Below are 5,479 nucleotides of genomic sequence, written 5' to 3'. Positions count from 1 at the left end.
GCGCCCTATCTCTATATCTGCCAGGATTTCGAGCCGGGCTTCTACCCTTTCTCCTCCACCCATCTCGTCGCGTGGCGCGCGCTGAAGGGGGAGGGGCAATGGTGGGCGATCTACAATAGCAGCGAGCTCGCCGCTTATGTCGGCGCGCTCGGCATCGCGCCGGCCGAACAGTTCGTGATCGAGCCGACGCTCTCCGCCGCCTTGCGCCCCTTCCTTCCCGACGGCGCGGCACCGCGCGAACGGCGGATGCTGGTTTATGGCCGGCCCGGCGTGCCGCGCAACTGCTTCCCCGCGGTGATCGCGGGGCTGCGCGCCTGGGCCGGAAGCTACGCGCATGCGGCGCAATGGGACGTCGTCTCGGCCGGCGCGCCGCACCGCCCGCTCGCGCTGGGCAACGGCATCGAGCTGCGCGCGGCGGGCAAGCTTTCGCTCGAGGATTATGCCGCGATGCTGCGCGGCACCGCGGTCGGGCTATCGCTGATGGCCTCGCCGCATCCCAGTTATCCGCCGCTCGAAATGGCGCATTTCGGGGTGCTGACGGTGACGAGCGATTATGCGTTCAAGTCGCTCGGCGCCGCGCATGACAATATCGTCGCGCTCGACGACATCCGTGCCGACAGCATCGCGGCGGCGCTGGCGGATGCGTGCGAGCGGTTCGAGCGCGATCCGACGATCGGCGCGCGCGGACGGTCGCACCGGCCGGACTATCTGGCGGAAAACCCCTATCCGTTCCTCGAGACGCTCGCGGCGCGGCTCAATGAGGCGTGGCGCGCCGGGTGAGACGTATCGGCGGCGCAGCGCCTCAGGCCAGCCGCTGCGCCAGCGTATCGCCGATCATCGTCGAGCGGCGGTTGGCGCGGGTGCCCATGATCATGTCGCGCATGAATTCGCTGAGCGTGTCGAACCCGGGCGCATCGCCGGTGCGGATCATCGAGGCGCGCATCAGCACCCCGTCGGCGATAAAGCCGTTCCACGCGGTGGTGAAGCGCGCCCAGCGCTGGTCGCTATAGGTTTGCGGCAGCATCTCGCCGAGCCGCGTCCAGTAGAGGATGTCCTCGACCCGCGATCCCATCTCCGCGGTCAGCAGCACCGCCGGCACGGTCACGCCATTGGGCAGCGGCAGCTGATAGAGCTTGCTGTAGGTGAGCGCGAAGCCGGTCGCCGGATAGCATTTCTCCGGGCGATGGAGCTGGAGCACGTCGCTCTGCGCGCGGCCGTAAGCGGCGAGCAGCATCACGTCCTGCGCCTCGTTGCCGCTCATCCGGCGATAGGATCGCGCGACGCGCTCGCTGTAGAGCTTCGCCGCCAGGCTGTCCTTGAGGTCGGGCAGGACGATGTCGCCGCCGCCGCCCGCCTTCCAGCCGGCGAATTGCAGCGGGATGACGTTGGTGAGCTTCTCGTTCTCGGGCAGCAACAGCGTCAGCTTGCGCGGGCGCATCCATTCGCCCACGCCGAGCGCGGCGGCGCAGCCGCCGGCGAACAGGAACTCGCGGCGCTCGATCATGCCGTCGCCTCCGATTTGACGTGCCAGCGCGCCAGCACCGCCTGCATCATTCGATCGATCAGGAAGATGCTGGCGACCGCGAAGGCGAACAGCACCATCCCGGTGGTGACGTGCATGAAGCCCTGCGCCACCGCGTCGCCGTAATAATAAGTCAGCAGGATCAGCGCGATCACCCGCAGGATGTTCACGAACACCGCGACCGGGATGATCAGCGCGACCAGCACCAAGGCATAGCGCCACGACGCACGGTGCATCAGATAGATGTAGAACAGGCTGATCGCGGTGAGCCCGGTGATCGAGTTCATCCCCGCGCAGGCATCCTCGACCAGCAGCTGATATTGCGCGATCGTCAAGGACACGCCCGAGCGCTCGATCGGAAAGCCCATCGGCTGGAGGATCGCCACCGAGATATAGGAGACGAACTCGCGCAGCGGCGAGGTGAGGGTATCCAGCACCCAGCCCGGCGGCGGAATGATGAAGGCGAGATAGAATAAGGCGAAGAGGTTGCGCCGCACCTCGCTGATGCCGGCGAGCTGCACCATCCCGATGATGAAGATGAGATACAGCGCTGACACCTCGATAAAGAGGAAATCGAACGCCCGGCCAAAGGCATAGACCGGCAGCGCTGCCGCCAGCGGCAGCCAGGTCCACCACGGCTGGCGGCCGGCGTGGATCAGGTCGATCTTATTGTAGCTGAGCAGCCACAGCCCCGTCGCGAGCACGATCGGGCCGTGCGCGCCGGCCTCGGTCGACCAGGTCTGGCGGCCGAGCGTGATCAGCGACGGGATCGCGACGATCAGCAATCCGACGAGCAGCGGCCAATGCATGCGCAACGCCCGGCGGAGCATCGAGCCGCCGCTCCCGCCGCCCGACGCGGCCGTGCTCTGCGCGTCAGCGTACATTCAAATAGGTTCCGATCACTTGCGCCTTGTCCGACGTCAGTTCGTCGATCAGCGTGCGCACGTCGCGAACATAGCTCTGGTTGCGGCAGGCGACCGCCATCGCATAGCGCGTGACCGCGGCGATGCGGCGCACGTCGGCGTAATTGTTCGCCGGCGGGGTGTCGATCAGCACGATGTCGTAATCGCGGATGCAGCTTTCGATCAGCGACTTGAACGCCGCGCTGCTCAGCAGCTCCGATGCGTCCTCGCGCGGCTCGCCGGCGAACAGCAAGGCGAGATTGGGCAGAACCGCTTCATGCACCGCATCGAAGAAGGCGATGTCGGGATTGGTCAGGCAATCGGACAGCCCGGGGCGCGGGTTGCTCGGGGCGAAATATTCCTCCAGCCCCGGCGCGCGCATGTTGCCGTCGATCAGCAGCGTGCTGGCGCCGGTCTGCGACAGCGCCACCGCCAGATTGGCGGCGACGAAGCTGCACCCCGCGCCCGCCGACGGGCCGGTCATCGCCAGCGATCGCCGCCCCTCGCGCAGATGCTTGGCGACGACATGCGCGCGCAGCACCCGGATCGATTCGGCCTGGCCACCGGTCGGATCGGTGAGCATGACCAGCGACGGGGCGAGCGTGAAATGCGCGTCGGTCAGGTCCGTCACGCCTTCGCCGCCCGGGGCGGTGCGCTCGACTGAAGAAAGCATCGTCATGATTCAGGCGCCATAAGCTGCGGTCGTCGCCGGTTCGTGCCGTTTCCAGCGGAACAGGCGGCGCCGGGTCGGCGGGGCGTTGCTGGCCATGATCCCGACCACCGGCACCCCGGCGATGTTGAGATCTTCCGGCCCGCGCACGCGGCGGGCGAGCAATTCGACCAGCATCGACAGCAGCAACCCGAACAGGAAGCCGAGCCCGAGCGAGCCCGCGATCACCAGCGGCCATTTCGGGAAGATCGGCGAGGTCGGCTCGGTCGCATTGCCGAGCAAGGTCAGGCCGGTGATCGTCGATTCGCTCTTCTGCTGCTCGTCGGCGGCCTTTTGCACCGTCTTGGCATATTGATCGCGCAACACCGTGACATCGGCGGCGAGCTGCTGCGCCTCGGCGACCTTGCCGCGCTGCGCCAGCACCTTGCGCTGCTGCTCCGAATAGAGCGCGGCGATCGACGGACCCGCCGGGCCGCGCGAGACGCTCGGGGTCGAGGCGCGGGCGACCTGCGCCAGCGCGTCGCGCTGCTTCTTGAGTGCGATCAGATCGGGGTTGTTCGGCCCGAGCACCTTCTCGGTGTTCGAGATCGAGGCATTGATCTGCTCGAGCTGTGCCTGCGCGGGGCTGATCCCCGGATTGGTCACCATCGACCCGAGGTTGATCGCCGGCTGCGCCGCGGCGAGCGCGTTGAGCTTGGCGGTGTCGGCGTCGACATTATTGTCCTGCAGGATGATGCCGTTGGCCTTTTCGAAGTCGCTCTTCTTCTTCTCGGCGGTGTTGAGATCGGCGCGGACGCGATCGGCCTGCTTGCGGAACCACGCCTCGTTCTCGACCGCTTCGTCGCGGCGCAACGCCAGCGTCTCGTTGACATAGGCCGCCCGGACCGCATCGGCGACGCGCGCCGCGGTTTCCGGGTTATCGCTGGTATATTGGATCTCCATGATGTTGGAGAAATCGATCAGCTGCGCCTCGGTATTGTCCGAGATGCGCTGCGCCAGCCAGCGGCGGAAATCGCGCTTGTCGTCCGGCGAGCGGCGCGCATAGGCCGCGGCCATGTCGGGCGACGAGGTCCAGCCCAGATCATCGACCACCTTGCCGGTGATGCGATAATCCTTGATCAGCTCGGTCTGCGTCTGGACATAGGTCTTGGCGAAACCGGCGTTGACCATCTCGCCGGTGACCGGATCAGGCTTGACGATATCGAGGATCAGCCGCGATTTGCCCTGATAACGCGCCGGCAACAGGCTCGCGACCAGCATCGCGCCGAGAAAGCAGGTCAGCGTGGTCAGCACGGTGATCCACCGGCGGGCCCACAGGATACGGAAGAATTGCACGAAGCTCATGGGAACATGCTCCCTCGACGGCGGCTCAGAAGAACCGCTCGCCGATGACGATAGTGTCGCCGTTCTTGACCGGATCGGAAAGGTTCATGCGGCCCATCTCCTTCCCGTCGCGGAACAGCTTGACCTTTTTGTCGGAACCGCGCGGGGTCAGCCCCCCGGCGCGGGCCAGCGCCTGACGCAGCGTCATCCCGCGGTCGATGCGGTAAGAGCCGGGCTGCGCGACCTGGCCGTAGATGTAGAAGGTCGTTGCGGCGGCGACATAGATCTTGTCGCCCGGTTCGACGAAAATGTCCTTGTCCGGCCCGCCGCCGGCGATGTCGCGCATGTCGAAATTGAATTCCTTGCCGTCGGCGCGGCGGATCTGCACGTCGTCCGATCCGGTCGGCCGCAGGCCGCCGACGCGGGCGAGGATTTCCGACAGGCGATAGGCGCGGTCGACCGGGACCAGCCCGGGATTGCCCACCTCGCCCAGCACCGTCACGTAGCGCGCGGTATAGCTGGCGACGATCACGCTCACGACGGGATCGGTATAGTAACCGCCCTGCTGCAACCGGTGGCGCACTTCCTCGCGCAGTTGCAGCACCGTCTTGCCCTCGGCCGGGACCGACTTGATGTACGGCAGCTGGATCGTGCCGTCGACCTGCACCTGGACGCGCGGCTTGAATTCCTCGCGCCCGAGCACCGAGACCTCGATCACGTCGCCGACGCCGAGGACATAGCCGTCGGCGAGGCTGTTCTGCTGCTTGTCCTTGCCCGCGGCATCGGCCGCCGGACGCGCCGGCGCCGCCTGCGGCGCGGCGGGGGCGGTCGACAGCGGTGCTTGCCCGGTCGACATCTGCGTCTGTTGGGCGGTGGCGATGCCTGGCGCGAGCGTGAGCGCAAACGAGGCGATCAGCAGGAGCGCGAGGCGTCGGAGAAGGCAGAGAGTCTGGCGCATGATTGCGTTACTCGGCTCAGAGTGTGAAGGAAGTGCGAAGCCCGATGAAATAGCTGTGATAATCATAAAGCGTGTTGTTGGTTTTGCGATCCTGATAGCCGCCG

General features: G+C 66.5%; 6 protein-coding genes. 1 reads left to right on the top strand and 5 read right to left on the bottom strand.

Annotated features, from left to right (window positions below; translation table 11 throughout):
- On the top strand, positions 1-780 hold a 780-nt coding region (locus BGN95_RS12950; RefSeq protein ID WP_286772846.1), incomplete at its 5' end, for a rhamnosyltransferase WsaF family glycosyltransferase.
- Positions 781-802: 22 nt separating this feature from the next.
- Here the strand turns inward: BGN95_RS12950 and epsI are convergent.
- Genes epsI through BGN95_RS12925 form a run of 5 tightly spaced genes read right to left on the bottom strand, consistent with a single transcriptional unit; the run spans position 803 to position 5,375 of the window.
- Entirely contained in the window at positions 803-1,504 is a 702-nt protein-coding gene (gene epsI, locus BGN95_RS12945) for an exosortase-associated protein EpsI, V-type (RefSeq protein WP_286772845.1), read from the bottom strand.
- Positions 1,501-2,406, bottom strand: a complete 906-nt coding sequence (gene xrtV, locus BGN95_RS12940; RefSeq protein ID WP_265270131.1) for an exosortase V — start codon at positions 2,404-2,406, stop codon at positions 1,501-1,503. The genes epsI and xrtV overlap by 4 nt, the downstream gene beginning before the upstream one ends.
- Entirely contained in the window at positions 2,396-3,103 is a 708-nt protein-coding gene (locus BGN95_RS12935) for a CpsD/CapB family tyrosine-protein kinase (protein ID WP_265270129.1), read from the bottom strand. The genes xrtV and BGN95_RS12935 overlap by 11 nt, the downstream gene beginning before the upstream one ends.
- Positions 3,104-3,106: 3 nt before the next feature.
- On the bottom strand, positions 3,107-4,438 hold the full coding sequence (locus tag BGN95_RS12930) for a GumC family protein (protein ID WP_265270127.1): 1,332 nt from the start codon (positions 4,436-4,438) through the stop codon (positions 3,107-3,109).
- 25 nt (positions 4,439-4,463) lie between these two features.
- Positions 4,464-5,375: an SLBB domain-containing protein gene (locus tag BGN95_RS12925; RefSeq protein WP_286772844.1), complete on the bottom strand. Its 912-nt coding sequence runs from the start codon at positions 5,373-5,375 to the stop codon at positions 4,464-4,466.
- Positions 5,376-5,479: the final 104 nt, after the last annotated feature.

Origin of the sequence: Sphingomonas sp. 66-10, assembly GCF_001897045.1 — a bacterium.
Taxonomy (GTDB): Bacteria; Pseudomonadota; Alphaproteobacteria; order Sphingomonadales; family Sphingomonadaceae; genus Sphingomonas; species Sphingomonas lycopersici.
This window is presented reverse-complemented; position numbering and strand designations above follow the sequence as displayed.

Excerpts from the sequence above, each read along its gene's own strand:
- epsI (WP_286772845.1), bottom strand. The coding sequence starts at position 1,504 with ATGATCGAGCGCCGCGAGTTCCTGTTCGCCGGCGGCTGCGCCGCCGCG.
- xrtV (WP_265270131.1), bottom strand. The coding sequence starts at position 2,406 with ATGTACGCTGACGCGCAGAGCACGGCCGCGTCGGGCGGCGGGAGCGGC.
- BGN95_RS12935 (WP_265270129.1), bottom strand. The coding sequence starts at position 3,103 with ATGACGATGCTTTCTTCAGTCGAGCGCACCGCCCCGGGCGGCGAAGGC.
- BGN95_RS12930 (WP_265270127.1), bottom strand. The coding sequence starts at position 4,438 with ATGAGCTTCGTGCAATTCTTCCGTATCCTGTGGGCCCGCCGGTGGATC.
- BGN95_RS12925 (WP_286772844.1), bottom strand. The coding sequence starts at position 5,375 with ATGCGCCAGACTCTCTGCCTTCTCCGACGCCTCGCGCTCCTGCTGATC.